Genomic DNA, 22,454 nt, shown 5'->3' with positions numbered 1-22,454 from the left:
GCTCGGTACGCCGTGTGTGAACGGGTCCTGCGTGAAGGGTCGTTCGCCGGCGACGTTGCGCTCGCGGTCGCGGCTGGCATCCGCGCGGTCGGGGTCGACCAAGCCTCCGTGGACGACGTGGGCGTCGACGAGGCGCAACGCATCCTCGACGGCGAAGGAGCTCGAGCGTCGAGCTACATGGGTCTCGACGACATCCTCCAGGCAGACGGTGGTACGGCGGCACTCGACGAAGTCGCCCGCCGCCTGGACGTCGCGGCGCATCTCGGCGCGCCGGGCGCGCTCGTGGGAACGGGTCCGCTGCGCGCTCTCCCAGAGGCACAAGCCAACGCGATCTGCCGCGACTGGCTCGTCCGTGCCGCCCCGCTCGCAGCGGATCGTGCGCTGCGGATCATGCTCGAGCCGATGCACCCGTTGATGCGGCGGTGGTCATTCGTGCACACGCTGCGTCATGCGCTGACGTTCGTGGAAGACGTCGCCGGTGCCGGCGTCGTCGTCGACTTCGGACACGTCTGGTGGGAGGACGGGCTCGACGTGTTGCTCGCCGATCACGTGGACGACATCGTGTCGGTACAGGTGACGAATGTGGACACAGCCGCACTCGAGGACATCCGCTACGAGCGGGCGCCACTCGACATCGGTGACGTGCCGGTTGGATCGCTTGTCCGACTCCTCGAAGCCGCGGGCTATCGAGGCTGGTACGAGAACGAGACTCTCGTCCGAATCCCACGCAACCAACGGCTCGACATGCTGCGCGCGTCGCGCGAGTGGTTCGAGGCGCTGGACCTCAGTTGAGGTCGTTCCGGTAGACCTGGCCGCCCTTCATCACGAACCTGACGTCCTCGGTCACACCGATGTCGGTCAATGGAGTGCCGGGCACGCCGATTATGTCGGCAAGGAGCCCAGACTCGAGACGGCCGCGGTCGTCCTTGTCGATGAGCTCGGCCGACACGGTCGTCGCGGCGCGGATCGCTTGGAGCGGGGTCATCCCTCGATCCACGAGCGCGAGCAGCTCCTTGGCGTTCTTGCCGTGGGGGATTGCCGGCGCATCGGTGCCGCACGCGACGCGGGCACCGCGCTCGATCGCCTTCTTGATGGTCTCCCGTGCACGCGGGAACACCTCGGCTGCCTTGGCCTGGAGCTCGGGCGCCGCGCGCGACACGTCCATGCCATCGGCGAGATACGTCGTCGCCACGAGGAACGTGCCGCGCTGGATGAAGAGCTCGAGCGTCTCGTCGCTCATGAGCGATCCGTGCTCGATGCAGTCGAACCCGGCGTCGATTGCGGCGCGGATGCCGTCGTCGCCATGCGCGTGCGCCGCGACCTTGAGCCCGGCGCGGTGTGCTTCGTCGGCGATCGCGGCCAGCTCTTCGTTCGAGTACTGCTGCGCGCCCGCGGGGCCGGTGTGCGACATCACCCCGCCCGACGCGCAGACCTTGATGACCTCGGCGCCGTGCTTGATCTGATACCGAACCGCCTTGCGCACTTCGTCGACGCCGTTCGCGATGCCCTCCTCGAGGGTGAGCGGCATGATGTGCGGGGCGAACGCCTGGAACATCGTCGGGTCGAGATGCCCACCCGTTGGGGTGATCGCGTGACCGGCGGGCACGATGCGCGGGCCCTCGAACCACCCGAAGTCGATGGCCTTCTTCAACGCCACGTCGAGCAGCAGGCCGCCGGTCTGCACGAAGAGCCCAAGGTTGCGGACCGTCGTGAACCCGGCGCGCAGTGTGCGCCGGGCATTGGCGACGGCGCGCAGCGTGCGCAACGCCGGGTCGTCCTGGACGGGGTTGAGCGGGCTCTCGTGGTTGGGGCCGCCCAGCAGGAGGTTGACCTCCATGTCCATCAGCCCCGGGAGGAGCGTCAGGTCGCCGAGGTTCACCTCGACCGCATCCGCAGGCACTGACGTCGGCGCGACGTCGATGATCCGGTCGTCCTTGATCAGCAGCTCCGCCGGTTCGACGAGCTCGCCGGCGGCGACGTCGACGAACCGCGCGCTCCGGAGATGGACCGGCGGCTGGGGGGTGCGAGGGCGCGCCATGCCTGGTCAGACCGAGGGCTCGAGGACCGCGTCGAAGGTCGATGCACCGCTGTCGGGCACGCGCGGCTGACTCCAGACCTCGATGGGGAACGAGACGGTCACGAGCGCGCAGTAGAGCCAGAGCAGGCGCTTCGCGTCTTCGGGCAGGTCGTCCATCGAGTACTGCTCGAGGTACACCAGCGCGTCCTCCATGCGGGGGAACGCGGTGTCGTAGAACGCCTGGAGCTCGTCCATCGTGCTGCCAACTCGCTTGTCGTACCGGGCGCGCTCGGTGGGGATCGCCCACTCGGCGAACGGCTCGAGATCGGCGAAGTCGGAAGGCAAAGTTGCCACGTGGCTCTCCTCGACTCAGGCGTTGGCTGGGGTCTTGGCTGACTGCTGCTGGAACTCGCTCACGTAGCGCCGCGCCGTGACGTGCAGCTGGCGGAGCAGGACCTCCTGGTCACCCAGCGGGAACTGCTTCACCGGGGTGTTGGACTCGAGCATCGTCTGCGTGGCCTCGAGCGTGTTGCCGTCCTGGAGTGCGTACTCCTTGAACGTCACGACCGCGATCTCTTGGGCGAGCCGCTCACGCGCGTTCTTCGGGGGCACGAAGTAGCACGTGCCTTCGAAGATGTGCGTGTTGTAGGACGTCGGCCAGTAGTGGTACGTGAGCACCCAGTTCGGCTTCCAGATCAGCACCATGAAGTTCGGGAAGAAGACGAAGGAGTCGATGCCCCACGCCTTGTGGCGCGCGGGGTTGATGCCGGGGGGCAGCTCACCGAAGTCGGGGCCTTCCCACGGACCGAAGAGCCCGCTGCGCAGCTTCTGCTCGATCGGCTTGACCATGCTGAGGTCTTTCGGCGGCGACTGGCCACCCCACGACGACACCATGCCGTGCGGTCCGTCGAGCTGGTAGGCGAGTGCCTCGTAGCCGACTTCGACGAGCTTGCGCGACTCCTCGGAGACCGACTGCTTCGCGTGCAGGATCGGTGCGTGGTAGAATTCCGCGAACGCGTCGATGAAGAGCTTCCAGTTCGCTCCGACCTCCGCGCGGTACTTGTGCACCTGCGTGAGCTCACCGAATGGGTAGCCCTCGAGGCCCTTGCCGAGCTCCCCCATGTAGTCCCTGAGCGGCGTCGTGTTCGCAGGATCGAAGTTCACGAAGATGAACCCCTCCCACATCTCGCACTGGATGGACGCGAGGCCGTACTCGCTCTTGTCGAGGTTGAAGAACTCCTGCTCCTGCTGCACGAAGGTGCACTCGCCCTCGAGGCTGTAGCGCCACGCGTGGTACTTGCAGGTGAACTGCCGGCACGTCCCGCTGGTCTCCTCGCCGGGATAGTCATGCCACACGAGCTTGTTGCCGCGGTGGCGACAGATGTTGTGGAAGGCGCGCACCTCGTCCTTCGACGAGCGCACGACGATGATCGAGGTGTCGACGGCATCGATCCCCTTGGAGAAGTAGCTCCCGACCTTGGGGAGCTGCTCGATGCGACCGACGTTCAGCCACGTGCGGCCGAAGATGGCCTGCTTCTCGAGCTCGTAGTGCTCCGGCGAGGTGGAGTCGTGGTACGAGACGTCCTCGGTGCCGAGCTCGGGGTAGTGCTCGGTCCAGGATCCTTCCGCAGGCTTGGCGAAGTGCGGCATGGCGGTCCCCCTCGATCAGGTCGACACGCGGGACGATATCACCGATCTCGAAAAATGAGAAGCCCGTTTCCGCTCTCTCGGCGGGCGTCGATCGGCGTGAACTCCAGGTGGAGGCGTTGCAGCCCACGGAGGATGTACGTCGGTGCATACTCGTAACGGCGGGCGTCGGCAGGCCCGTGGTGCGCCTCCGAGATCTTGATGTCGGCCATGCGGTCGAGGACCCGTTCAAGGCTGACGACGGTCTCGGCCCGCGCGAGTGGAGCGCCGGGGCAGGTGTGGACGCCGAACCCGAACGCGATGTGATTGCGCGCGTTGGCGCGGTCGATGACGAACTCGTTGGGGTTCTCGAACTTGCGCGGGTCCCGATTGGCGGCTCCGTTCACCACCATCACCGTGGCGCCCGCGGGGAGGTCGACGCCACCAATCGTGGTCGGGGTGCGTGACAGCCGGAAGTCGCCCTTGATCGGACCGTCGAAGCGCAGTGTCTCTTCGATGAAGTTGGAGATGCGACTGCGGTCGTCTCGCAGGAGCTGCTGGAGCTCGGGGCGTTTGGCAATGAGCTGGAGCGCGGTGGCGAGCAAGCGCACGGTCGTCTCCTGGCCGGCCGCGAACAGGTTGGCTGCGATCCGAGCAACGTCACCGGGCTCGGGCAAGGAGCCGTCGGGGAATGTCGCGGCCGCGAGACCGGTGAGCACGTCGCCCCGGGGCTCTCGGCGCCGGTCCTCGACGTATGCGGTGAACCGGTCGTAGAGGAACTCGAGCGGGCTGTGCGCCATCTCGTCGCGCTCGGTGCTCCCGATCGCGCTCGTGCCGAGCTCCCGCTGAAACTCCTCGTGATCTGCATCGGGCACGCCGAGCAAGTCGGCGATGACGAGCATGGCGAAGGGCTTGGCGTAGTGGCGGATGAACTCGCAGTCACCCCGCGCATGGAACTCGTCCATCTGGCGATCCGCGAGACGCCACATGAAGTCTTCGTTCTCCTTGAGGCGCTTCGGGGTGATCAGTCGCATCAGCAGGCCGCGGTGGTCCGTGTGCTTGGGTGGATCCATCGTCGTGATCTGGTCGCTGAACGGCAGCTCGTCGCGGTGCTGCTCGATGAGTGCGCTCACGTCGTCACCCTCGAGCGGGACCGGGAAGCCAGGGAACGGACCGGTCACGGCGTTGCACGACGAGAACGTGGCGTTGTCGTGGAACACCTCGATGGCCTCTTCGTACCCCGTCACCATGACCACGTCGTGATGTGGCTCGGACTGCACCGGGCACTTCGTGCGGAGATGGTCGAAGTACGGGTACGGGTCGGGGACGAGCGCGTCGTTGTCGCGGAAGAAGTCGGTGGCCTGGTAGTCCGTCACAGCACGGCTCCGCTCACCTTGTGCTCGATGATCTCGTCGTAGGTGAGCCCGAGCTCGAGGAGCACCTCGTCGGTGTGCTCGCCGTGATCAGGCGCGTGGCGGACCGACGGCGGCGTCTCGTCGAACTGCACGGGGTTCGCGGGAAGCGTGAACTCTGCACCGCTCGACGCGGTGATCTGTTCGAGGTAGCCGTTGGCGATGGCCTGCGGGTCGTCGTGCAGCTCGAGCGGGGTCTGCAGCGGCGCCCACACTCCTTCGAGGGTCTGAAGTCGCTCACACCACTCGTCGTAGGTCTTCGTCCGGAAAACGTCACGCAGCACCTTGATGCACTCCTCGCGGTGCTCGTATCGCGCGGCGGCGTCCTTGAAGCGCGGGTCCTCGAGCAGGTCCGGACGCTCGAGGTGCGCGCACAGGTCGGGAAAGTATCGGTCGGCCTGGAGCAGCACCAAGATGATGAAGCGACCGTCCTTGGTGGGGAACGTGCCGACGAGCGGGTTCGGGAGCGAGTCGCGGTTGAACGCGGGGATGTCGACGTTCTCGAGGACCTTCGCCATGGTGATGTCCGGTGCGAGGGTCCACATGCCCATGTTGAGGAGTGACACGTCGACGACCGACGGTGTACCCGTGCGCTCGCGCCGCAGCAACGCGGCGGCGATGCCGCCGGCGATCGTCAGGCCGCCCATGACGTCGCCGAACGCGGGGCGCTGATCGACCGGCCACTCGGCGGCGGGCTCCTTGAAGCCCATGGCCAACCCGGCGCGGGCCCAGAACGACGCCCCGTCGAAGCCACCCTTCTCGGCGTGGGGACCGCGTGATCCTTGGCCCGTGCCCCGCACGTAGACGACGTTCGGGTTGCGCGCCCGGATGTCGTCGATGTCGATCCCCAGGCGCTTGCGCACATCAGGCAGATAGTTCGTGACGAACACGTCGGCCGTCTCCACCAGTCGATACAACAGCTCGCGTCCGTCGTCGGTGGAGATGTCGAGACCCACGGAACGCTTCCCCCGGTTGGGGATCTCGAACATGAAGTTGACGTCGTTGCCGCCCGGGATCAGGCCCGAGGAGATCAGACCACGCTGCGGGTCGCCACTTTCCGGGTGCTCGATCTTGATGACGTCGGCACCCCACTCCGCGAGGACAGCTCCCGAGATCGGGACGAACGTCCACGACGCGACCTCGACGACACGGATGCCCGCGAGCACGTCGTGCATGCGACCTCCCAAGAGATCACCGGAGGGCGTGCGCGCCAGCCGGAGAGTGCGGAGCGGATACTGGATTCACAGCCTAAGAGAGCGCAGTTTCCGCCGCAACGGCGGCGAAGGGCTGCTCAGAGCTCGATCAGTGTGGGGACGCACCGGGTCGCGAGCAGCTGGTGTCCGATTTCGGTCGCGATCTCGTCCGCCGAACCGAAGAGGCCCTCGAGCACCAGCGAGCGCTTGAGGAACCGGTGGAAGGGGTGATCGGTCGTGAAGCCGATGCCGGCGAGCACCTGCTGTGCGTGCGCGCCCACGATCTGCCCCGTGCGACCGGCGGTCGCCTTGGCGAGCGCCGCCGTCAGCGGGCCCACCTCGTCCATCGCCGCGGTCAACGTGGCGTCGAGTGCCTCGACCGCGACGAGTGCTTCGGCCAGTCGGTGACGAACGGCTTGGAACCCCGCGATCACGCGACCGAACTGCACGCGTTCCAACGCGTGGGTCCGAGCGAGTTCGAGCATCGATCGGCAGGCGCCCTCGATCTGGTGCGCGGCGGCGATCCGGCCCCATGTGATCGCGGCGTCCCACTCGCACCGGCCGAGCGAGCTCCCGATTGCTGCACGGTCCACCCGCACGACGCGGAAGCCGCCATCGGGATCAACCCCTTCTATGACGCGCTGCTCCACAGCCGACCGCGGGACCGTGACGGCCGAGAGCTCCGCTCCGGTGCCACACGCGATGAGGAGGTCGGCGGCGGTGGCGACGCGAGCCGTGGCGACGCCCATCGCCGAGACGTCGGTGCCGTCGGTCGTGCCCGGTGCATGCCAGGTGGCGAACGACGGCAGGAGAACCGCGAGGTCGGCGCGGGGCTCGATGCCGAGCGCGGAGACGACGACGTCGTCGAGCACCGAGGACGTTCCGTTCACAGCGCCGAGTGATCGGAACACGATGTCGACCGCGTCGCGTCGCGCGGTACCGAGCATCTCCAGCCAACCGAGGTCGACGAGGACGCTGTCGAGGGAGGTCGTGGTGTCTGCCGAGACGAAGGCGTCCCTGACTGTCTGCTGGAGCAGGTCTCGCTCCGTCGCGTCCATCATTCGTCGCTTCCGAGGTCGAGCAGCCGACGGGCGATGATGTTGCGCTGCACTTCTGCGGTGCCCCCGTAGATCGTGGCGGCGCGCGAGTACAGGTACTCGCTGCGCCAGGCCGCTCCGGTCGCGCTGTCGTCCATCTCCACCACGCCGGGAAGCAGCCGTCGAGCTGCGTCGTACGTTGCGTGCTCGGCCGTGGCCACGAGCACCTTGTCGATCGACGTCTCCGCGCCGAGCGCCTGGCCATCCGCGAGTCGGTGCTGGGTGACGCGCGACCGGGCGCGCAACGCGTGGAGCTGGACGAAGGCGTTGCCGATGACCTCTGCGGCCCGGTCGTCGTCCGGCGCGACCTCGACCAGCTTCTCGAGCCGGCGGTAGAGGTACGCGATCCGTTGCCAGAAGCACGACGAGCGCTCGTACGGGAGGATGCTCATCGCAACCGCCCATCCGCCGTGGAGATCGCCGAGCATCCGGTCGGCCGGAACCGCGACGTTGTCGAAGAACACCTCGGCGAACTCGTGCTGACCATTGATCATCTCGAGCGGAGCAACGCTTACCCCGGGAGTGTCCATGTCGACGAAGAAGGCGGTGATGCCCCGATGGCGTGCATCGACCGGACCCGTCCGGGTGAGGAGGACGCAGCGATCGGAGTACTGGGCCAAGCTCGTCCAGACCTTCTGTCCGTTGATCACCCACGTCGCGTCGCCTTCAGGCTCGGCCCGGCAGGTCAACGACGCGAGGTCGCTGCCCGTGCCGGGCTCGGAGAACCCCTGACACCAGATCTCCGCGCCCGAGAGCAACCGGGGAACTACCTCCGCGGCGAGCTCAGCAGGCGCGAAGTCGATGAGCGTCGGCGCGAGCACCTCGATGAGGGAGAAGAGCCCCGGATCGGCGAGGTCGCGCGCCGCGAGTGCCGCGCCGAGCTCGGTGCGCAGCATCGGTGATCCGCCGAGCCCGCCGACGCGCTCCGGCCACCCGTACCGTATCCAGTCAGCCTCGAAGAGGATCGCCTTCACGCGTTGCATCTGCGCGATCTGCTCGTCGAGTGTCCCGGGCGGGGAGAACGCCGGCTCGAGCTCGTCAGCGTGCGCGTCGAGCCAGCGATGCAGCTCGGTACGAAACTCGGCCATCTCCATCGGCGGTCTTCTCACGCACTGGTCCGGCGCAAGAGTTGCCTTTCCGTAATCTGTAAATAATATTCTCGCCGAGAGCAAACCACTTGTCCGCTCGATGACGGGAGAGCGAATGGGCGCCAGCGCGCCGATCGTGGACGGTCTGTTCACGTGGCCGGCCGACGAGCCTCGCCTCCTCGGTGGGCGCTGCCGCGACTGCGGCACGATCACGTTCCCCCAGCAGAGTGGGTGCCCGAAGTGTGGTGCCCAGCCGCTCGACGAGCACTTGCTCGCAACGCGGGGCCGACTGTGGGCGTGGACGACCCAGGACTTCCCGCCCCCCGCCCCGCCCTTTGCCGGCGCGGGCGGTCGTGACTTCGAGCCGTTCGGCGTGGGATACGTGGAGCTGCCCGGAGAGCTGCGGGTCGAGACGCGCCTCACGGAGCACCGCCCCGAGCACCTGCGCATCGGCATGGAGATGGAGCTGGTGATCGTCCCGTTCGGCACAGACGAGGCGGGGAGCGAGCTCGTGACCTTCGCGTTCCGTCCGGTCGACGAGGCAGGAGCGGCCGGATGAGCAGTGACGTGGCGATCGTCGGTGTCGGCCTGCATGCATTCGGGCGCTTCCCCGGTGTGTCCGCACTCGAGATGGGCGCCGACGCGGTGCGCACGGCGCTCGCCGATGCCGGCATGGTGTGGAGCGACGTGCAGGTTGCCTTCGGCGGAAGTTACGAAGTCGACAACCCCGACGCCGTCGTGAGCCTGCTCGGGTTGACGGGCATACCGTTCACCGACGTCTACAACGGCTGCGCGACCGCCGCGAGCGCGCTCGATATGGCCGCGAACATGATTCGCCTCGGCGCGCACGACGTCGCGTTGGCGATCGGCATGGACAAGCACCCGTCCGGTGCGTTCTCCGCTGACCCCGTGGACTACGGATGCCCGTCCTGGTACGGGATGCTCGGGCATTTCATCACGACGAAGTTCTTCGGGATGAAGATCAACCGGTACATGCACGAGCACGGGATCTCCAACGAGACGCTTGCGCGAGTCGCCGCGAAGAACTACCGGAACGGATCGATCAACCCGCACGCGTTCCGACGCAAGCCTTTGAGCGAGGAGGAGATCCTCGCCTCACCCGTGCTCAACTACCCGCTGAGGCAATACATGTTCTGCAGTCCCGACGAGGGAGCGGCCGCGGTGCTGCTCTGCCGGGCGGAGCTGGCGTCGACGTACTCCTCGCATCCCGTCTACCTGCGCGCGACGGCGGTGCGCACGCGCCGCTTCGGCGCCTTCGAGGTCCACAGCCCGTGGCTGCCACTCGAGTCGACGGACGGGCCGACGGTGCATGCGAGCCGAGCCGCGTACGAGATGGCAGGTATCGGGCCCGAAGACGTCGACGTCGTGCAGCTCCAGGACACCGACGCGGGCGCCGAGGTGATCCACATGGCCGAGAACGGCTTCTGCGCCGACGGTGAGCAGGAGGCATTGATCGCGAAGGGTGCGACCGAGATCAGCGGTTCGTTGCCTGTGAACACCGACGGTGGTCTCATCGCCAACGGCGAGCCGATCGGCGCGTCCGGGCTCCGGCAGGTGCACGAGCTCGTGCACCAGCTGCGGGGAACCGCCGGTGACCGGCAGGTGCCTGGCTCGCCGATGGTCGGCTACGCGCAGCTCTATGGCGCGCCCGGCACCGCGGGCGTGAGCATCGTCAGCACGTGATGAGCGCCGTGCCGTACCGCATCGTCCAGTGGGCCACCGGCAACATCGGTGGACGCGCGTTGCGCGAGGTCATCCGGCACCCCGCGATGGAGCTCGTCGGGGTGCTGGTGTACGACCCCGAGAAGGACGGCGTGGACGCCGGCGCGCTGTGTGGCGAAGCGGAGGTCGGTGTGGCGGCGACGATCGATCCGGTGGCCATCCACGCGCTCGACGCCGACTGCGTGCTGTACATGCCGAGCGCCCTCGTGCTCGATGACGTCGTGAGCTTGCTGGAGTCGGGGAAGAACGTCGTCACGACCCGCGGCGAGCTCTTTGCTGGCGGGGAACGGCTTGGGGAAAGCCGCGCGCGAGTGCTCGACGCGTGCGCTCGAGGCGGAACATCGATCTACGCGACGGGAAGCAGCCCCGGCTTCATCACCGACGCGCTTCCGTTCGCGTTGCTCTCGATGCAACGGCACGTCGACTCGATCGAGATCGAGGAGTTCGCGAACCTGTGTCAACGCGACTCGCCGCACCTGCTCTTCGAGATCATGGGCTTCGGCAAGTCGCTCGAGTCGTTCGACCCGAAGCGGTCGGGGTACCTGCTCGCCGAGTTCGGGCCACCGCTCTCCGTACTCGCCGAGGCCGCCGGTCGGCCCGTCGACGACTGGACGTGCACGGGTGAGGTCGCGGCGGCGCGCCGGACGACCACAATCGCCGCGGGCACGATCGAGGCGGGGACCGTCGCAGCGCAGCGGACGGTGATGATCGGGCGCAGCAACGGCACAGAAGTCGTGCGGATGACACCCACCTGGTACTGCACCGAGGACCTCGAACCCGTGTGGGATCTGGGGGCGACCGGCTGGCGCGTCCGTGTCCGTGGGGACGCTCCCTTCGACGTGGAGCTCCCTTTCCCGATCCCGCTCGACGATCTCGGGTCGTTCACACCTGCGTACACGGCGAACCGCCCGGTGAACGCGATCCCGTACGTCTGTGCCGCGGCGCCCGGGATCCTCTCGACCGCCGATCTGCCTCCGATCACGCCCGCCGGGCCGCGACCATCGTGAGCGGTCCAGAGATCGGAGTCGTCACCGGCGCAGGCGGTCTCGCCGGGAATCATCGATGCCCCCCAAGGCCGTCAAGAAGCCGCCGCTCAGCCGTTCATGGCGACGCTGTTGGAGAAGACGCCCCTGAGCCGGCACGGCACGGCAGACGAGCTCGCCGCCGTCGTGTCGTTCCTTCTTTCGGACGAGGCTTCGTTCGTCACCGGATGTGCTGGTCGACGGCGGCGTCTGTGCCGCCATCGAGAACTCGCCCTCCTTGCCGTAGGAGGTCACAATGCCGTGCGTTCCCGCGGGTCCCGCGTACGCCCGACTCACGACCACCGCTCGGCTCGATGTGGCGCATCCAATCCTTATGAAATGGGTACGGTCGGCTCGATGCCAATTCTTGTGCTGCTGTTCCTCGTGGTCCCGATCGTCGAGCTTTACGTCCTGATCCAGGTGGGTGAGGAGATCGGCGCGCTCAACACGATCGGCCTGCTGCTGGTCATCTCCGTTGTTGGCGCATGCTTGGCCAAACGCGAGGGGCTCGGCGTATGGCGGCGCATCAAACAGCAGGTAGGCGCGGGGAAGGTGCCGGGCGCCGACCTCGTTGATGCCTTCCTCATCCTGCTCGCGGGCGCGTTGCTGTTGACGCCGGGGTTCGTCACCGATGTGCTCGCGATTGTCCTCTTGATTTCACCCGCCCGTGCCCTCGTGCGCCGCACTGTGCGGCGGTGGTACCTGGGGCGGGTCGACGTTCTTGGTGGCGAAGAACGGCACATTCGTAGGCGACCTCCAGACATCGACGCCTGACGTCCCAAGCTCCTCCCCTGATCAGATCCAGGTGTGCTGAGCCGGTTGAAGGGGAAGTCGGCGACTGACTACGTCTCCATCGGTGTCGGTTTCTGGGGAGCGTTGCTGCTGCTCCTGATCGCGATTGCTTTCACTGGCCTCGAAGGCCGGGTCGACGCGCGCCACTCCGATCGAGAGTGACGCGCGCCGAAATGGCGCCCGGCTACTCCGACGGGTCGGGCTGTGTAGGCGCGGTGGCCTTAGCGGCTTCCATCCGGTCGCCGACCTCGGCCAAGTCGTTGCGGCCGACCGCCTCGCGCACCTTCGGGAACCAGTCGTTTTCCTCTTCATCGACGTGGTGCTCCACGACGTCCTTGAGGACTTTGACTTTCGCGTCGTACTCGTCACCCGGCTCCATTCCGGCGAGTTCGGCCAACGTGATCTTCAACACGTGGTGCTCTTCGACGCCCTCGAGCACGTGCTCCTTGACGTCGGGTACCTGCTCTGCGGCGAAGGGGTAGAAGACGGTCTCCTCGACGTATGCGTGCTTGCTCAACTCCTCGGTGATCGTCCCGACGATGTCCTGCTTGGACTTCGTCGCTCGGTCACCGAGATTCTCGAACTCCTTGAAGAGCTTCGAGACCTCTTGATGGTCCTTCTTCAGCAGGGTGATCGCGTCCATGGGCTCCTTCGTCCTCAGCTCGGGGATGGTTGTCGATGGATGTTCCCGGCGCGAACCGGCGTCAAACCTGGAGAGGTGCGAAGATGTTCGGGTGCTCGACCATCTGGCGATCCAATGCGAGGACGTCGCGGTCAGCGCGGCGTTCTACGACTCGGTGCTCGCCCCGCTCGGCGGCGGGCGGATCTTCGACTTCGGGACCGTCATCGGGTTCGGGGTCCCGCCGATGCCCGATTTCTGGCTCGGACCGCGAACGACGGGCGAGGGTTTTCGTGAGTCGCACATCGCATTCACGGCCCCGGACCGATCCGTAGTGCACGCCTTTCTCGAGGCCGCAATAAACGCGGGCGCGGAGGTGCTTCACGAGCCGCGAGTGTGGCCCGAGTACCACCCGAGCTACTTCGGAGCCTTCGTGCGCGACCCCGATGGCAACAACGTCGAAGCCGTCTGCCACGCCCCCGAATGAGACCTCGGTCCGATGGGTGATGAGCCGGAAGACGACGCCGGCTGGGAGACGGCGTGGCCGTTGGGTCTGTGGCGCACGGTGACGCTGATTGCGGCGATCGCGTTCCTCGTCGGCGTCATCGGCTGGCGGATCGGACGGCCGGACCGCGGCTCGTTCAACGAGGTCGACGCAGGGTTCCTCGCCGACATGTCGACCCACCATGAGGGTGCGCTTGCTCTCGGCTTCGCCTATCTCCCGCGCCAGCACGACGCTGTGGTCAGCCATTTCGCCCGCGAGATCATCAGGGACCAATCCGTGGAGATCAACGCGATGACCGTCTTGTTGGGGGACGCGGGCGATGTGGCCGACGCCGTGCTCGACGACGACATCGCGATGGACTGGATGGATCAGCCGTCCGACCCGCTGACAATGCCGGGTATGGCAACCGCAGCCGCCTTCGACGAGCTCGATGCGGCTTCGGGGAACGACGCGGACGAGCTGTTCACGCAGCTCATGATCGAGCACCACGCCGCAGGTGTTGAGATGGCCGACTTCGAAGCCAAGCATGGCGAGAACGAAACGGTTCGCGCACTGGCGCGCGCGATGGCCCGGGTGCAGCGCATCGAGATCCGCGAGATGAACCGCCGCCGCCTCGCGCTTGGCCTCGAGCGCGTCGACACGGACGCGGGTTCACACAGCGAGCACACCTAGAGTGGCCCCGTGCCGCCACTTCACAACCTCGATGCCCGCGGTCCTCATGACCCGGTGGCATCGACCCCACGCCGAGCGCCGGGTTCGATCCGGCGAACGAGCAGCATCGACACCACGCGACCCGATGGCATCGGCGGGCAGATGGTTATGGACGGCCGCGCGCGCGACGTGTTCACGCCAGTCGACGGGGAGGCCGTCACGATCGGCGCGGCCGATGTGCTCGCCACCGTTGACGGTGCGTCACGCGAGCTCCAAGCGTTCCGGAGCTCACCGAAGGTCGCGGCGGTCCAGGACCTGATCGGGACCGTGGTCGGACCAGGGTTCCGCGCCAAGGTGGATGGCGTCGTCGCGGGGGAGCGCGAGGCGCACAGCCTCCTCTACCTCTTGCTCGACGACCTGCCCGGCGCCGGGCTCGTGTCGGGCTATGCCATGCTTCAGGCCGACGCCGTCCCCAAGGCGCGGCGGCCCGACGAGTACCTCTTCGCCCGATCCGACCTGTGCGCGGGATGGACGAGCGACGGCTCGATGATGGTCATGATCCGCGAGCACGGGCAGAACCCGACGCCGCTCGGCCCGCCCGCGCCCGACATCCCGCGCGCGGACGATCCTGACGGCTGGCACGAGATCGCGCCGCTGCCGCCGACCGGCATGCGTCGCATCCGGCGCATCGACGTGCTTCCGCCCACCGCCGCGACCGAGCCGCACCGAGTCGACGTGTTCTTCCGCGACAGCTACGCGGATGCCGAAGGTGCCGAGACCGTGGTGCACGAGTACCAAGTCTCCGCGGAGGTGGATGACGCCACGCGCACAGTCGTCGACATCGACGCGACGGCCGATGTGCTCCCCTGGATGGAGTGTCCGGCTGCCGTCGGCAGCGCGAGCCGCCTGGTGGGTCACCCCCTCGCGGATCTGCGCCCGTGGGTGCGCGAGACGTTCGTCGGCACCACGACGTGCACGCACCTCAACGACGTGTTGCGCGGGCTCTCGGACGTCGGCGTGCTTCTCGACGAGCTGACCGCCGCGAAGAGATAGGGGCGCTCAGCGCCCTGAGAACGTGGCCTTCCCCGGCCCGTCCTCCAGAAAGCTGCGGACCCCGGTCTGCGCATCGTCCGACGCGAACACCTCGATGAACGCTTCGAACTCGAGGTCGAGCCCTCGCTCGAGTGGCCCGTCGAGCCCCGCGTCGATGACGCGCTTCGCGAGCGCAAATGCGACCGTCGGACCGGCAGCCAGCGTCGCGGCTAGCTCGAGCGCGGCCTCGAGCAGGTCGTCGGCCGGTACGACCCGATCGACGAGCCCCATCGCAAGGGCCTCGTCGGCTCGGATCTGGCGCCCAGTCCAGATGAGGTCCTTGGCCCGGGCTGGCCCGACCAGACGGACGAGGCGCTGGGTCGCGCCCGCACCGGGGATGATCCCGAGCAGGGTCTCGGGCTGACCCAGGCGCGCGGTGTGGGCGACGACGCGCAGATCACAAGCCAGCGCCAGCTCGAGTCCGCCGCCGAGCGCGACGCCGTGGATCGCGGCGATGACCGGGCGCGGGATCGCGGCGACCGTGTCGAAGGCCGTCCGAAAGCGCGCGCCGATCTCACGGGCCACGTCCTGATCGCCGAACTCGCCGATGTCGGCCCCCGCGGCAAACGCCTTGCCCTCACCGGTAACGACCACCGACCGAACCGCGGCATCGTCCGTCAGTGATCGCGCGACCTCGGCCAGCTCGTTCAGGAGGTCGCGCGAGAGCGCGTTCACCGGCGGTCGGTCGAGGCGGACGATGGCAACGCCGTCATCACGGCGCTGGCAGTGCACGAGTTCAGGCATGCAATGACGTTACGGGTTCTGCGAAGGCGTCGCGAGGCCGCTGGACCAGTTCGAACGGCACACCGTCCGGATCGGTCGTGAAGGTGATCCACATGTCGGGCACATTGGTTCCGTCGAGCGAGACGAGCATGGGTGCGCGATCGAACGTCCAGCCCGCGGCGGACATCGTCGAGTACACCTCACGTATGTCGTCGACACCGAGCGCGATGCGGTACCAGCCCGCGTGGTTTGGTTCCTCGTAGTGCCGCCCGAAGGAAGCAGGGTTCCGCCACTGTGTGAGCACAATCTCCATCGGCTCGTCGGGCAGCCGGAGCCGCTGCGCGACCACGTCGACCAGCCCGGAATGCCCGAGCGTCGCGCCGTCGGTGACCTGCTCGGGCGCGCCGACCGCCTCGAACCCGAGCCCCGCGTACCACGCCGCCGAGCGTTCGAGGTCCGAGCACGTGATCCGCACGTGATGCATGCGGCTCCTGTCATCGGGAACGTCACTGCGTTCCACGAGGTCGAGGGCCACGCCACTCCCGTCCGCGAGCGTTGCCACCGGGAGTCGGAAGAGTGGCGAGTCGCCTCGGCCGCTCACCCGCGCGCCGAACGAGTCGAGCGCGGCCACCGACGCCTTGAGGTCGGGGACCGCGAAGCCGAGCGCCTGCACACCGATGTGGTTCGGTTCCGCGAACGGCTGCCCCTCGAGACCCGGGCTGATCCAACTCTGCACCTCGATCGCCGCGCCCACGCGCGGACCGCGGTGGTCGTAGACAAAGGCCGCGACTCCCTGGACTTCGCGATCCATCCCGAGGATCGCACCGCTCGTCGGCTCGCCGGTCGTCCGCATCGCCTCGCGCATCCCCAGCCCACGTACGAATGCCGAGGCGGGGCCGTCCACGTCGTCGCAGCAGTAGCAGACGTGCAACACGCGTCGCGCGGGACCCCCCCGGTCGGCCATCATCCTCGTCAACCTATTCCGACACCGTGGAGGTGCCCCGACCATGAGCGACCTGCGGATCGGCGTGATCGGTGCCGGTGTGATGGGAAGCGGCATCGCGCAGGTGACCGCTACGGCGGGCTACGAGACCGTGTGCTTCGACGTCGATGCGGCGGCCGTCGAGCGCGCCCACGAGCACGTCACCACCGGGCGCTACGGGTTCGACCGAGCCGTGGAGCGGAACAAGCTCACCCGCGCTGATGCCGACGCGGCGCTCGGCCGGCTCGAGCTCTCTACGTCGTTCGAGGCTGCCGCCGCCGCTGACGTCGTGATCGAGGCCGTTCCCGAGCGCCTCGACCTCAAGATCCGGGTGTTCAGGGATCTCGACCGCGCGGCCGCCGAGGCGACGATCCTCGCGTCCAACACGTCGGGTTTCTCAATCGCGGCGATCGCGGCCGCGACCGACCGGCCCGATCGGGTGATCGGATGGCACTGGGCATCGCCGGCACCCGTCATGCGCTTCGCCGAGATCGTCCGCACCCGCGCCACCTCCGACGCCACCGTGGAGCGGATCCAGGCGGTCGCGTCAGCGTGCGGGAAGAACCCCGTGGTGATCAACGACACCGACACGAAATGGGGCTTCGTCGCCAACCGCGTGTACGCGGCGGCCATGGACGAGGCCAAGCGAGTGGTGGATGAGGGTGTGGCGACGCCCGAGCAGGTCGATCAGCTCATGATCGACTGCTTCGGGTGGCCCACCGGGCCGTACACGATGATCCGTGGCGCCCTCACAGGTTGGGCATAAGGGGTATTTCGGACAGATCTCGACCCGGCGGTTACCCCGGCCTATCCTTGGCGCTCGCCGGCCGAAGTACCCCCGTGCTTCGTGATGGGCACATTCGCCACTCCTCCCTCATGCGCATCCACCCCACGCCGCCCCGACCCGCCCCCCGCGGTGCGCGCCGGCGTCTCGTGGCGACCACCGTGTTGTGCGCCGCTTCGGTCACGGTCGGGCTCGCGCCCGTTGCGGGTGCGCAGTCGATCGACGACAAGCGCGCCGAGGCGGCCGCGCTCCAGGACCAGATCGAGGCCACCGATCTCCAGATCAGCGAGCTCGATCAGGAGCTCACCGTCGCGCAGGCACGACGCGACGCGGCCGCACTGGCCGTGACCGAAGCTGAAGCCAAGATCGAGCTCGCGAAGCAAGAGGTGAAGCGGATCAAGCGTCTCGTGCGCAAGAACGCGGCGTCGCTGTACCGGCGATCCATGAGTGGGAACGCGATTGACGATCTCGATTTCGCCGACACCGAGGACCTGAACCGACGCACCCAGTATGCCGAGGTTGCGGCGAAGCGCAATGACGGGCTGCTCCAGGAGCTCGCCGCGGCGGAAGAAGATCTGAACGTCAGGCGAGGTGAGGCCGCGCGTGCCCGCGACGAAGCCGCCGCGGAGAGCGAAGCCATCAATGCAGCCAAAATCGACGTGGAAGAGGCACGCGCCCAGCAGCAGGCGCTCCTCGACAAGACCAAGGGCGAGCTCGCGGCGGCGATCGCCGCGGAGCAAGCACGGCGCGAAGCCGCGGTACGCGCGCAGTACTCAGCCGGTCCGGTGTCGTATCCCGATGTGGGTGCGCCGAACGGCAGTGCGGCACAAGCGATTGCGTTCGCTCGCGGTGTGAAGGGTGCGGGCTACTCCAAGAACCCCCGGATGGGCCCTACGTACGACTGCTCGGGTCTCACGCACATGGCATGGAAAGCCGCCGGCGTGGTCATCCCGACGGTCTCCAACACACAATATGCGGGCCTCCCGCACGTACCGCTCAACGCGATCCAGCCCGGCGACCTCATCTTCTGGGGCCCCGGCGGCTCGAGCCATGTCGCGCTCTATGTGGGCGGAGGCATGATCATCGACGCGTCGAGCAGTAAGAACGCGGTCACGGAACGTCCGATCTGGGGGAACCCGAGCGGCGCAGCCCGCGTCACTTGATCCACTTCACTGGTCCTCAGGTCAGGCAAACAGCAAGACCAGGACGATGATCAAGACAAGCGTTCCAACTCCGATGTACATCGCGCGTTCCTCTCCGTGTCGACGTTGCGATGCACAGGGTGTACCCCACCACTCCGGTCGCGAAACTCGCGCCGTTTCGAAAGGTCCGTAGGCGGGTAGTTCTTCCGTGACAACGGAGGTGTTCAATGCTCGGCTTCTTGCTGTACATGCTGCTGGTCGGCGTGATCGCGGGCTTTGTTGCCCGGTTGCTCGTGCCCGGGCGCGACTCCCTTGGTTTCTGGGGGACCGTGCTGCTCGGAGCCGTGGGATCGTTCGTCGGCGGGTTTCTCGGGTACGTGCTCTTCAACGAAGACTTCGGTGAAGGCGCCATCCAAGCTTCGGGCATCATCGGTTCGATCGTGGGGTCGGTGATCGCCTTGCTCGTCTACCGGGCGATGAACGGCACGCGGTCACGCGAAGGGGCTTCGCGCTGATCAGCTCGGCGTGACGTCGATGCGCAGTCGTGTGAGCTTCAGCGACGTGATGAGCCATCGGCCGTCGCGCTTCTCGTAGGTCTCGTAGTAGTGGCCGTAGCCGTGCATGTCACGCATCGGTGCACCCTCGGGCCAACGCAGCGTGTCCTCCATCGCCCAGATCCCGCTGGCGGCCGTGGGTGAGGTCACGGCGATCTCGGGCATGTGCCCGTGGTGGACGGTGACGACCTCTCCGACGACGCTGCGCACGAAGTCGGCGATCTGACGATTTCCGTGGATGATGCCTGTATCGCCAGCACCGTCACCCATCTCACCCGACACGTCCATCACCGCGTCGGTCGCGAACTGCTCGCTGAAGCCGTCCCAGTCCTTGGTGTCCATGCAGCGGAAGTAGCGCGCTTTGAGCGCCTTGATGGCCTCGATCGCGGCGAGTCGCTCGACGTCATCCATCTGGCTACGAGGCTTCCCAGTGCCACGCCTCTTCACCGGGCGAACCTTGTTGTTGATTGGCGGGCTGGAAGAAGCTGTACTCAGCCGCGTGCATGGCGAGCCAGAGGTACCCGGGTGACTCGAAGGTGAGTTCGCCGAGCTGATCCTGGAAGTCCACGGCGCGGCCCCATCCGTGCTTGCTCGTTCCCGGGACTGCGGCGTTCTGGCACTTGCCGATCGAGCAGTAGTAGTTGCGCCACCACACCTGGCCGTCGTAGCTGCGATAGCACGACTCGATCTGCGGCGGTCCGGGGACGCCTGGCGGCAGGAAGCTGCTCTTCTCCGGAGACAGTCCGGCCCCGTCGGCCTGGGCGGCCGCGAGCAGCGAGCGCAGTCGCGGCGCGATGTCTGTGAGCACACGACATTCCGCGGTGATGAGCGTGAGGGCCCCAGCGGGGAAGCGCCCGTTCTGGAGCGGCTCGGTGATCGGCTCTGCCCAGAGGTCGACGCACGCCGAGGTGAGCGCGGCGCAAGCGACGGCGGCTGCCGCCAGTCGCCAGGGCATCGTCACCGGACAGACGATAGTTTCGTGTGATGGCGCAGACGAAGAACGGGCTGCGATTCATCGACTCCGACGGGCACATCCTCGAGCACCCGACCGCGATGCCCGACTACGCACCGGCGGAGTTTCGCGAGCGCATCTGGCACATCGAGACCGATGCCGACGGCACGGAGTGGGCTGTGTTCAACGGTCAGCGCACGCTGGCCAACCAGCTCGCCCTAGCGGGAACGGCGGGCATGAGTGATGAAGACCGCGAGCGCGCAATGCGCGGCGAGCTCCGGTACACCGAGGTCCGGCCAGCGGCATACAACGCCAAGGCCCGCCTTCAGGACATGGACGAGGACGGCATCGATCTCGCGGTCCTGTACCCGACCACGATGCTCGGGATCCAGGCCAACCCCGACGTGGAGTTCGCGGGCGTGCAATGCCGCGCGTACAACGACTGGGTGTCGGACCACACTCAAGAGGGGGAGGGCCGGCTGTTCGCCGCGGGCGCGGTGCCGCCGATGTCGGACGCGTCGGGCGTCGACACAGTCGCAGCCGAGATCCGCCGTGTCGCGGAGCTGCCGGGCATGGTCGGCGTCTTCCTGCGCCCCAACCCGGTTGTCGACTGGCGCCAGTTCAACGACCCGGTCTACGACCCGATCTGGACTGCAGCGCAGGAGACCGGCATCCCACTCGGCTTCCATCCGTTCCTCATGCCCGATCTCCCCGGCGCCGTGCGCGGCCTCAAGCTCGACCGGGCGCGTGACGCCAGCGGCAGCTACGTGCCGCTCGACGAGATGGTCGAGGGGCAGAACATGCTCACGAACGTGTACTTCACCCAGGCGATCGGTAATCCCGTCGACGTCATGCAGGCGATCTGTTACTTGACCGCTGGCGGCGTGTGCGAGCGGTTCCCCGGCGCCAAGTTCATCTTCCTCGAGGCGAACGGCGGTTGGCTGGTGCCATGGCTCGAACGCCTGGATCACCACGCCAAGAAGTTCCAATGGGACGTGCCATGGCTGAAGATGCTGCCGTCCGAGTACTTCCGCCGGCAGTGCTGGATCAGCTTCGACCCCGACGAGGCGATGCTCGCGTTCACCGCGTCGTCGCCGCTCGTGGGCGCCGATCGCATCATCTGGGCGTCGGACTATCCGCACCCCGACGCCAAGTTCCCCGGTGTCACCGAGGAGCTCAGCGAGGCGATCGCTCCGCTCGACGAAGCACAGCAGCGCCAGATCACCAGCGAGAGTGCACGCGCGCTCTACGGCATCGGGTAGCAATGCGAGGCGTCGTCGCCGTCGCCAGCACGCGGACGATCCCGTTGGAACCCGCTCGCGTGCTCCCGGCGGTGTGGGAGATCCAGAACATCGAACGGTGTGAAGTGAAGGCGGACTCCGTCGTGGTCACGAAGGAGTCCGACACCCGAGGGTCGTACCGGGTCCGCGGTCGTTTCGCCGGCCTACCGTGGCGCGGCCAGTTCTTCTACGAGCTGCATCCGAAGGGCTTCCACAGCACGAACTCGCCGCATCCGCGCAAGGGCACGACCATCTCGGGGGGATTCGTCGTGGAGCCTGCGCCCGACGACGCGTGTGTGGTCACGCACTACGAGCAGTACCGGCTCCCGATCTACTTCCGGCCGTTGCGCCTACTCGTCACGCTGTACCTCCGGTGGAGCATGCGCAAGGAGCTTCGTGATCTCGAGGCGCTGGTCGTGCGCGGAGATCAGCCGCAGTAGGCGAACCGGCCACCGCGAACGCTGCCGTCGTCGATCGCCCGCTGGAAGGCGGACAAACAGCTGCGGAGCGCGACCAGCTCCGACTGAAGCTCGGTGGGAGCGGCGGTGACCATCGTTCCCGCAGCGTCGACCATCGACGCGAGCTTCGTCTCGATGCTGTTCAGCCGATTCTCGACCGCGAGCAGCTGATCTGGGGTCACGGTCTCGACCTTCGGTAGGACCGGTTCCGGCGGCACACGCGCCTCCTCGACGCGCTGCCAGAGCAGCACGGTTGCAGCCAGCAGGGCAGTGAAGACCGCGACCACGACCACCGTGAGCACTCGCGCGCCGCGTGACGCCATGACCCGTCGGAGCGTGACCGGCTCCGGCACGTCCCACCACTCGTCGGCATCGAGGACCGTGATCACCGGCGCGTCGGCGTCCGGCACGGGCATCGGTGGTGCCAGAGGGCTGAACGCAGCCAAGGTGACGACGCGAGGTGCGACCGCCGTGACCCTCAGGTGGGGATCCGCGTCCCCGTTCCGGTCGCCGTTGGCGTGGCCGTTCCCGTTCCCGTTCGAGGGGCTGTTGCCGTTCGACCCGGTTGCGCCCGGTCGGACCCAGCGGATCGGCAGGAGACCGTCAGCACGATCGGCCGCGGTCAGATCGATCTCGATGTCGTCGCCGCCCATTTGCCCCAACCCCTATCTGCGGTGCCCATCCGCATCTGCGGTGCCCATCCGCCCCTCTAGCATCGCACG

The 22,454-nt window shown here is 67.4% G+C and carries 27 protein-coding genes and 1 pseudogene; 15 read left to right on the top strand and 13 right to left on the bottom strand.

The window, feature by feature from the left end:
• Positions 1-12 precede the first annotated feature (12 nt).
• Complete coding sequence (locus WEE69_07535; protein ID MEX1145140.1) at positions 13-792, top strand: TIM barrel protein; 780 nt, start codon at positions 13-15, stop codon at positions 790-792.
• Here WEE69_07535 and WEE69_07530 read toward each other — a convergent pair.
• From WEE69_07530 to WEE69_07500, 7 genes are all read right to left on the bottom strand, one after another.
• Positions 785-2,038, bottom strand: a complete 1,254-nt coding sequence (locus WEE69_07530; protein MEX1145139.1) for an amidohydrolase family protein — start codon at positions 2,036-2,038, stop codon at positions 785-787. The genes WEE69_07535 and WEE69_07530 overlap by 8 nt on opposite strands.
• Positions 2,039-2,044: 6 nt before the next feature.
• A complete protein-coding gene (locus WEE69_07525; GenBank protein MEX1145138.1) occupies positions 2,045-2,371 on the bottom strand; it encodes a hypothetical protein in 327 nt (108 codons plus the stop codon).
• 15 nt (positions 2,372-2,386) lie between these two features.
• Positions 2,387-3,667 carry an aromatic ring-hydroxylating dioxygenase subunit alpha gene (locus WEE69_07520; protein MEX1145137.1) on the bottom strand — a complete coding sequence of 427 codons (1,281 nt, stop codon included), beginning with the start codon at positions 3,665-3,667 and terminating at the stop codon, positions 2,387-2,389.
• A gap of 38 nt (positions 3,668-3,705) precedes the next feature.
• Positions 3,706-5,019, bottom strand: a complete 1,314-nt coding sequence (locus WEE69_07515) for a cytochrome P450 (GenBank protein ID MEX1145136.1) — start codon at positions 5,017-5,019, stop codon at positions 3,706-3,708.
• Entirely contained in the window at positions 5,016-6,230 is a 1,215-nt protein-coding gene (locus tag WEE69_07510) for a CoA transferase (GenBank protein MEX1145135.1), read from the bottom strand. Before WEE69_07510 ends, WEE69_07515 begins: the two co-directional genes overlap by 4 nt.
• A 116-nt stretch (positions 6,231-6,346) precedes the next feature.
• Positions 6,347-7,309: an acyl-CoA dehydrogenase family protein gene (locus tag WEE69_07505; protein ID MEX1145134.1), complete on the bottom strand. Its 963-nt coding sequence runs from the start codon at positions 7,307-7,309 to the stop codon at positions 6,347-6,349.
• On the bottom strand, positions 7,306-8,439 hold the full coding sequence (locus tag WEE69_07500) for an acyl-CoA dehydrogenase family protein (GenBank protein ID MEX1145133.1): 1,134 nt from the start codon (positions 8,437-8,439) through the stop codon (positions 7,306-7,308). The genes WEE69_07505 and WEE69_07500 overlap by 4 nt, the downstream gene beginning before the upstream one ends.
• 94 nt (positions 8,440-8,533) lie before the next feature.
• Here WEE69_07500 and WEE69_07495 point away from each other — a divergent pair, with 94 nt between their 5' ends.
• The 6 genes and pseudogenes from WEE69_07495 to WEE69_07470 all read left to right on the top strand — a co-directional run bounded on the left by WEE69_07495 (position 8,534) and on the right by WEE69_07470 (position 12,152).
• Positions 8,534-8,992: an OB-fold domain-containing protein gene (locus WEE69_07495; GenBank protein ID MEX1145132.1), complete on the top strand. Its 459-nt coding sequence runs from the start codon at positions 8,534-8,536 to the stop codon at positions 8,990-8,992.
• On the top strand, positions 8,989-10,137 hold the full coding sequence (locus WEE69_07490; protein ID MEX1145131.1) for a thiolase family protein: 1,149 nt from the start codon (positions 8,989-8,991) through the stop codon (positions 10,135-10,137). The genes WEE69_07495 and WEE69_07490 overlap by 4 nt, the downstream gene beginning before the upstream one ends.
• Positions 10,137-11,183 (top strand): dihydrodipicolinate reductase, encoded by a 1,047-nt coding sequence (locus WEE69_07485; GenBank protein MEX1145130.1) that lies wholly within the window; start codon positions 10,137-10,139, stop codon positions 11,181-11,183. The genes WEE69_07490 and WEE69_07485 overlap by 1 nt, the downstream gene beginning before the upstream one ends.
• A gap of 45 nt (positions 11,184-11,228) precedes the next feature.
• Positions 11,229-11,375, top strand: a pseudogene (locus WEE69_07480) (short-chain dehydrogenase).
• Positions 11,376-11,537: 162 nt separating this feature from the next.
• Positions 11,538-11,972, top strand: a complete 435-nt coding sequence (locus WEE69_07475) for an FxsA family protein (protein ID MEX1145129.1) — start codon at positions 11,538-11,540, stop codon at positions 11,970-11,972.
• A 33-nt stretch (positions 11,973-12,005) separates the two neighbouring features.
• Positions 12,006-12,152 (top strand): hypothetical protein, encoded by a 147-nt coding sequence (locus tag WEE69_07470; GenBank protein MEX1145128.1) that lies wholly within the window; start codon positions 12,006-12,008, stop codon positions 12,150-12,152.
• Positions 12,153-12,174: 22 nt separating this feature from the next.
• Here the strand turns inward: WEE69_07470 and WEE69_07465 are convergent, their stop codons facing one another.
• Complete coding sequence (locus WEE69_07465) at positions 12,175-12,633, bottom strand: hemerythrin domain-containing protein (protein ID MEX1145127.1); 459 nt, start codon at positions 12,631-12,633, stop codon at positions 12,175-12,177.
• 91 nt (positions 12,634-12,724) lie between these two features.
• On the opposite strand from WEE69_07465, the gene WEE69_07460 reads away from it, so the two are divergent.
• Genes WEE69_07460 through WEE69_07450 form a run of 3 tightly spaced genes read left to right on the top strand, consistent with a single transcriptional unit; the run spans position 12,725 to position 14,818 of the window.
• Positions 12,725-13,096: a VOC family protein gene (locus WEE69_07460; protein ID MEX1145126.1), complete on the top strand. Its 372-nt coding sequence runs from the start codon at positions 12,725-12,727 to the stop codon at positions 13,094-13,096.
• Between the two features lie 12 nt (positions 13,097-13,108).
• The gene (locus WEE69_07455) at positions 13,109-13,786 is read left to right on the top strand and encodes a DUF305 domain-containing protein (GenBank protein ID MEX1145125.1); all 678 of its coding nucleotides are present in this window, start codon (positions 13,109-13,111) and stop codon (positions 13,784-13,786) included.
• A 9-nt stretch (positions 13,787-13,795) separates the two neighbouring features.
• Positions 13,796-14,818, top strand: a complete 1,023-nt coding sequence (locus tag WEE69_07450) for a DUF2889 domain-containing protein (GenBank protein ID MEX1145124.1) — start codon at positions 13,796-13,798, stop codon at positions 14,816-14,818.
• A 6-nt stretch (positions 14,819-14,824) separates the two neighbouring features.
• On the opposite strand, the gene WEE69_07445 is transcribed toward WEE69_07450, so the two are convergent.
• Both WEE69_07445 and WEE69_07440 read right to left on the bottom strand, forming a co-directional pair.
• Positions 14,825-15,601 (bottom strand): enoyl-CoA hydratase-related protein, encoded by a 777-nt coding sequence (locus tag WEE69_07445; GenBank protein ID MEX1145123.1) that lies wholly within the window; start codon positions 15,599-15,601, stop codon positions 14,825-14,827.
• Positions 15,594-16,547 (bottom strand): VOC family protein, encoded by a 954-nt coding sequence (locus tag WEE69_07440; GenBank protein MEX1145122.1) that lies wholly within the window; start codon positions 16,545-16,547, stop codon positions 15,594-15,596. Before WEE69_07440 ends, WEE69_07445 begins: the two co-directional genes overlap by 8 nt.
• A gap of 40 nt (positions 16,548-16,587) precedes the next feature.
• Between WEE69_07440 and WEE69_07435 the strand changes: the two genes are divergently transcribed.
• The 3 genes from WEE69_07435 to WEE69_07425 all read left to right on the top strand — a co-directional run bounded on the left by WEE69_07435 (position 16,588) and on the right by WEE69_07425 (position 19,003).
• The gene (locus tag WEE69_07435; protein ID MEX1145121.1) at positions 16,588-17,328 is read left to right on the top strand and encodes a 3-hydroxyacyl-CoA dehydrogenase family protein; all 741 of its coding nucleotides are present in this window, start codon (positions 16,588-16,590) and stop codon (positions 17,326-17,328) included.
• A 167-nt stretch (positions 17,329-17,495) separates the two neighbouring features.
• A complete protein-coding gene (locus WEE69_07430; protein MEX1145120.1) occupies positions 17,496-18,509 on the top strand; it encodes an NlpC/P60 family protein in 1,014 nt (337 codons plus the stop codon).
• Between the two features lie 206 nt (positions 18,510-18,715).
• Positions 18,716-19,003 carry a GlsB/YeaQ/YmgE family stress response membrane protein gene (locus WEE69_07425; GenBank protein ID MEX1145119.1) on the top strand — a complete coding sequence of 96 codons (288 nt, stop codon included), beginning with the start codon at positions 18,716-18,718 and terminating at the stop codon, positions 19,001-19,003.
• On the opposite strand, the gene WEE69_07420 is transcribed toward WEE69_07425, so the two are convergent.
• Together WEE69_07420 and WEE69_07415 are read right to left on the bottom strand one after the other, a co-directional pair.
• Positions 19,004-19,453, bottom strand: coding sequence for a nuclear transport factor 2 family protein (locus WEE69_07420; GenBank protein MEX1145118.1), 450 nt, complete (start codon positions 19,451-19,453; stop codon positions 19,004-19,006).
• A gap of 4 nt (positions 19,454-19,457) precedes the next feature.
• On the bottom strand, positions 19,458-19,997 hold the full coding sequence (locus WEE69_07415; protein MEX1145117.1) for a M15 family metallopeptidase: 540 nt from the start codon (positions 19,995-19,997) through the stop codon (positions 19,458-19,460).
• A gap of 29 nt (positions 19,998-20,026) precedes the next feature.
• Between WEE69_07415 and WEE69_07410 the strand changes: the two genes are divergently transcribed.
• Together WEE69_07410 and WEE69_07405 are read left to right on the top strand one after the other, a co-directional pair.
• A complete protein-coding gene (locus WEE69_07410; GenBank protein MEX1145116.1) occupies positions 20,027-21,256 on the top strand; it encodes an amidohydrolase family protein in 1,230 nt (409 codons plus the stop codon).
• A gap of 2 nt (positions 21,257-21,258) precedes the next feature.
• Positions 21,259-21,714, top strand: a complete 456-nt coding sequence (locus WEE69_07405; protein MEX1145115.1) for an SRPBCC family protein — start codon at positions 21,259-21,261, stop codon at positions 21,712-21,714.
• Here the strand turns inward: WEE69_07405 and WEE69_07400 are convergent.
• Positions 21,702-22,385: a hypothetical protein gene (locus WEE69_07400; GenBank protein MEX1145114.1), complete on the bottom strand. Its 684-nt coding sequence runs from the start codon at positions 22,383-22,385 to the stop codon at positions 21,702-21,704. The two genes, WEE69_07405 and WEE69_07400, sit on opposite strands and share 13 nt — an antisense overlap.
• Positions 22,386-22,454: the final 69 nt, after the last annotated feature.

The sequence above is a fragment of the Acidimicrobiia bacterium genome, assembly GCA_040881685.1.
Lineage (GTDB): Bacteria > Actinomycetota > Acidimicrobiia > IMCC26256 > PALSA-555 > SHVJ01.
The sequence above is the reverse complement of the archived record's forward strand: the minus strand, read 5'-3'. Positions and strand labels throughout refer to the sequence as shown.

Bases quoted from the DNA above. Each gene is read 5' to 3' on its own strand.
- WEE69_07530 (MEX1145139.1), bottom strand. From the start codon at position 2,038: ATGGCGCGCCCTCGCACCCCCCAGCCGCCGGTCCATCTCCGGAGCGCG.
- WEE69_07520 (MEX1145137.1), bottom strand. From the start codon at position 3,667: ATGCCGCACTTCGCCAAGCCTGCGGAAGGATCCTGGACCGAGCACTAC.
- WEE69_07510 (MEX1145135.1), bottom strand. From the start codon at position 6,230: ATGCACGACGTGCTCGCGGGCATCCGTGTCGTCGAGGTCGCGTCGTGG.
- WEE69_07505 (MEX1145134.1), bottom strand. From the start codon at position 7,309: ATGATGGACGCGACGGAGCGAGACCTGCTCCAGCAGACAGTCAGGGAC.
- WEE69_07500 (MEX1145133.1), bottom strand. From the start codon at position 8,439: ATGGAGATGGCCGAGTTTCGTACCGAGCTGCATCGCTGGCTCGACGCG.
- WEE69_07495 (MEX1145132.1), top strand. From the start codon at position 8,534: ATGACGGGAGAGCGAATGGGCGCCAGCGCGCCGATCGTGGACGGTCTG.
- WEE69_07490 (MEX1145131.1), top strand. From the start codon at position 8,989: ATGAGCAGTGACGTGGCGATCGTCGGTGTCGGCCTGCATGCATTCGGG.
- WEE69_07485 (MEX1145130.1), top strand. From the start codon at position 10,137: ATGAGCGCCGTGCCGTACCGCATCGTCCAGTGGGCCACCGGCAACATC.
- WEE69_07475 (MEX1145129.1), top strand. From the start codon at position 11,538: ATGGGTACGGTCGGCTCGATGCCAATTCTTGTGCTGCTGTTCCTCGTG.
- WEE69_07465 (MEX1145127.1), bottom strand. From the start codon at position 12,633: ATGGACGCGATCACCCTGCTGAAGAAGGACCATCAAGAGGTCTCGAAG.
- WEE69_07455 (MEX1145125.1), top strand. From the start codon at position 13,109: ATGGGTGATGAGCCGGAAGACGACGCCGGCTGGGAGACGGCGTGGCCG.
- WEE69_07445 (MEX1145123.1), bottom strand. From the start codon at position 15,601: ATGCCTGAACTCGTGCACTGCCAGCGCCGTGATGACGGCGTTGCCATC.
- WEE69_07440 (MEX1145122.1), bottom strand. From the start codon at position 16,547: ATGATGGCCGACCGGGGGGGTCCCGCGCGACGCGTGTTGCACGTCTGC.
- WEE69_07435 (MEX1145121.1), top strand. From the start codon at position 16,588: ATGAGCGACCTGCGGATCGGCGTGATCGGTGCCGGTGTGATGGGAAGC.
- WEE69_07425 (MEX1145119.1), top strand. From the start codon at position 18,716: ATGCTCGGCTTCTTGCTGTACATGCTGCTGGTCGGCGTGATCGCGGGC.
- WEE69_07420 (MEX1145118.1), bottom strand. From the start codon at position 19,453: ATGGATGACGTCGAGCGACTCGCCGCGATCGAGGCCATCAAGGCGCTC.
- WEE69_07415 (MEX1145117.1), bottom strand. From the start codon at position 19,997: ATGCCCTGGCGACTGGCGGCAGCCGCCGTCGCTTGCGCCGCGCTCACC.
- WEE69_07410 (MEX1145116.1), top strand. From the start codon at position 20,027: ATGGCGCAGACGAAGAACGGGCTGCGATTCATCGACTCCGACGGGCAC.
- WEE69_07405 (MEX1145115.1), top strand. From the start codon at position 21,259: ATGCGAGGCGTCGTCGCCGTCGCCAGCACGCGGACGATCCCGTTGGAA.
- WEE69_07400 (MEX1145114.1), bottom strand. From the start codon at position 22,385: ATGGGCGGCGACGACATCGAGATCGATCTGACCGCGGCCGATCGTGCT.